This window comes from Pseudomonas cyclaminis (assembly GCF_015163715.1).
Taxonomy (GTDB): domain Bacteria; phylum Pseudomonadota; class Gammaproteobacteria; order Pseudomonadales; family Pseudomonadaceae; genus Aquipseudomonas; species Aquipseudomonas cyclaminis.
On record NZ_JADDUM010000170.1, the window covers coordinates 1 to 3,177 of the forward strand.

4 protein-coding genes are annotated in these 3,177 nt (G+C 62.3%); all 4 read left to right on the forward strand.

All coding sequences use genetic code 11. The features are described 5' to 3' along the window. Positions 1 to 99 (forward strand): hypothetical protein (locus tag IQK56_RS31230; protein ID WP_246500258.1); only part of this gene is annotated, 99 nt, incomplete at its 5' end. 233 nt (positions 100 to 332) lie between these two features. Then, a complete protein-coding gene (gene pqqA / locus IQK56_RS20425; protein ID WP_074750225.1) occupies positions 333 to 404 on the forward strand; it encodes a pyrroloquinoline quinone precursor peptide PqqA in 72 nt (23 codons plus the stop codon). 103 nt (positions 405 to 507) lie between these two features. Further along, positions 508 to 1,671 (forward strand): alcohol dehydrogenase-like regulatory protein ErcA, encoded by a 1,164-nt coding sequence (ercA, locus tag IQK56_RS20430; protein ID WP_122305772.1) that lies wholly within the window; start codon positions 508 to 510, stop codon positions 1,669 to 1,671. After that, the gene (locus IQK56_RS20435) at positions 1,655 to 3,025 is read left to right on the forward strand and encodes an ATP-binding response regulator (RefSeq protein ID WP_193863428.1); all 1,371 of its coding nucleotides are present in this window, start codon (positions 1,655 to 1,657) and stop codon (positions 3,023 to 3,025) included. Before ercA ends, IQK56_RS20435 begins: the two co-directional genes overlap by 17 nt. The last annotated feature ends 152 nt before the right edge of the window (positions 3,026 to 3,177 follow it).

The following is a 3,177-nucleotide window of genomic DNA, read 5'->3' on the forward strand; positions in this document are numbered from 1 at the left end:
GGTGTGGGGCGTGAGAACCACAAGATGATGCTGGACCATTACCAGCAGACCAAGAACCTGCTGGTGAGCTACGACATCAATCCGTTGGGCTTTTTCTAACTCCCTGATTGCAATGCGGTCCCCTGTGGGAGGGGGCTTGCCCCCGATAGCGGTCTGACATGAATGTTGACTGATCCACTGCCATCGGGGGCAGCCCCTCCCACATTTTGCTCCCTGTACATTCGCGACTAATGCAGTGGGGCCTTTACATCGAAAGTAGCATTCGCACCCCCATCCCCTCATGCATTAATGCCTCTACCGGAACCCTCCGGCACAACAAGAGGACTACCCCCATGTGGACTAAACCGACCTACACCGACCTGCGTATCGGCTTCGAAGTCACCATGTACTTCGCCAGCCGCTGATCGCGGGCACCGCACGGAGGATGCCTCTTTGGTCTGATTGCATTCGCAGCCGGATCGGTTAGTGTGGAGCGCATCTTCCAAAATAATAAAAACAGGCTTTCCAATGAGCCCAAACCTCAGCCTCCTGCGTAAATTCGTCTCTCCTGAAATCATCTTTGGCGCCGGCTGTCGGCACAATGTGGGCAATTACGCCAAGACCTTCGGCGCGCGCAAGGTGCTGGTGGTCAGCGACCCCGGCGTGATCGCTGCCGGTTGGGTCGCCGATGTGGAAGCCAGCCTGCAAGCCATTGGCATCGACTACTGCCTGTACAGCGCCGTATCGCCCAACCCCCGTGTCGAAGAAGTGATGCTCGGCGCCGAGGTGTACCGTGAAAACCACTGCGACGTGATCGTGGCCATCGGCGGCGGTAGCCCGATGGATTGCGGCAAGGCCATCGGCATCGTCGTCGCCCATGGGCGCAGCATCCTTGAATTCGAGGGCGTGGACACCATTCGCGTGCCCAGCCCGCCACTGATCCTGATCCCCACCACCGCCGGCACTTCGGCGGATGTCTCGCAGTTCGTGATCATTTCCAACCAGCAGGAGCGCATGAAGTTCTCCATCGTCAGCAAGGCGGTGGTGCCGGACGTGTCGCTGATCGACCCGGAAACCACGGCCAGCATGGACCCGTTCCTGTCCGCCTGCACCGGCATCGACGCGCTGGTGCATGCCATCGAGGCGTTCGTGTCCACCGGGCACGGCCCACTGACCGACCCTCACGCCCTGGAAGCCATGCGCCTGATCAACGGCAACCTGGTGCAGATGATCGCCAACCCCACGGACATTGCCCTGCGGGAAAAGATCATGCTCGGCAGCATGCAGGCCGGCCTGGCGTTTTCCAACGCAATCCTCGGCGCTGTGCATGCGATGTCCCACAGCCTCGGCGGTTTTCTCGATTTGCCCCACGGGCTCTGCAACGCAGTGCTGGTGGAACATGTGGTGGCGTTCAACTACAGCTCGGCGCCGGAGCGTTTCAAGGTCATCGCTGAGACCTTTGGCATCGACTGCCGAGGTCTCAATCATCGGCAGATCTGCGGGCGCCTGGTGGATCACCTGATCGCGCTGAAACACGCGATCGGCTTCCACGAAACCCTCGGCCTGCATGGCGTGCGCGTGGCGGATATTCCGTTTTTGTCCGAGCATGCAATGGACGATCCGTGCATCCTCACCAACCCCCGTGAGTCGAGCCAGCGTGATGTCGAGGTCGTCTATGGCGAAGCGCTCTGACGACCAGCAACAGGCGCTGGCCGGGCTGCTGGGCCTGGGCAATCACTCGGCGCGCAAGAGCCACTACCCGGAACTCACCGCACGCCTCGATGAGCTGGAAGCCGAGCGCAACCGCTATATCCGCCTCAACGATGAGCTGGAGCAACGGGTGGCGGCGCGCACCGATGAATTGCTGGAAGCCAACCGCAACCTGCAACAGCAGATCGCCCAGCGCGAGCAGGTCGAGCAGGCGCTGCGCGATGCCCGCGACGCCGCCCAGGCCGCCAACCGCAGCAAAGACAAATACCTCGCCGCCGCCAGCCATGACCTGCTGCAACCGCTGAACGCGGCGCGGCTGCTGATCGCCACCCTGCGCGAACGCCAATTGCCCAGCGTCGAGCAGTTGCTGGTGGAACGCACCCACCAGGCGCTGGAAGGCGCGGAGGATTTGCTCACCGACTTGCTGGATATCTCGCGTCTGGACCAGGCCGCGGTGAAGCCGGATGTGGCGCTGTATCGCCTGGATGAAGTGTTCGCGCCGCTGGTCTCGGAGTTCCAGTCGGTCGCCCTGGCGGCGGGGCTGAACCTGCGGGTGCGCACCGGCCATTACGCGGTGCACACCGACCTGCGCCTGCTCACGCGGATTTTGCGTAACTTTCTCAGCAACGCCTGCCGCTACACCGACGAAGGCTGCATCCTGCTCGGCGCCCGCCGTCGCGGTGATTGCCTGCGCCTGGAAGTGTGGGACACCGGGCGCGGCATTGCGGCGGACCGGCTGGAGGCGATCTTCCTGGAGTTCAACCAGCTGGATGTCGGCCGTGCGGCCGACCGCAAGGGCGTGGGTTTGGGGCTGGCGATTGTCGAGCGTATCGCCGAGGTGTTGGGCTATCCAATCGCGGTGCGTTCCTGGCCGGGGCAAGGGTCGATGTTCAGCATCGAAGTCCCCCTGAGCGCCGAGATGCCGCCGGCGATCAGCCAACTGCCGGTGCAACCGACCACGGGCAACCCATTGCCGGGCCGGCGCTTGCTGGTGCTCGACAACGAGGTCAGCATCCTGGAAAGCATGGGCGCGTTGCTCGGCCAGTGGGGCTGCGAAGTGCTCACCGCCACCGACCAGGCTGGCGCGTTGCTGGCGTTGCAGGGCAGGGCGCCGGAGCTGATCCTGGCGGACTATCACCTGGACCATGGGGTGGTGGGGTGTGAGGTGGTCAAGCATTTGCGTGAGCATTTCGGCCAGAAGATACCGGCGGTAATCATCACCGCTGACCGCACTGACCAGTGCCGTCGTGCATTGCGCAGGTTGGACGCGCCGTTGCTGAACAAACCGGTCAAGCCTGGGAAGTTGCGGGCGGTGTTGAGTCAGTTGCTGGGATGAGTTTTCAACGTGAAAATCTAATCTGAGGTTTGGCTGGGGCCCTATGGTGGGTTGTCGGTGTACATATCCGTTATTCGGGTAACGGCGGCTTATGGTTCCGCCCAACGGTGGGTCACTTTTGTATAAGCCGAACTCCGTCTAAATGTGGGAGG

Bases quoted from the DNA above. Each gene is read 5' to 3' on its own strand.
- ercA (WP_122305772.1), top strand. From the start codon at position 508: ATGAGCCCAAACCTCAGCCTCCTGCGTAAATTCGTCTCTCCTGAAATC.
- IQK56_RS20435 (WP_193863428.1), top strand. From the start codon at position 1,655: ATGGCGAAGCGCTCTGACGACCAGCAACAGGCGCTGGCCGGGCTGCTG.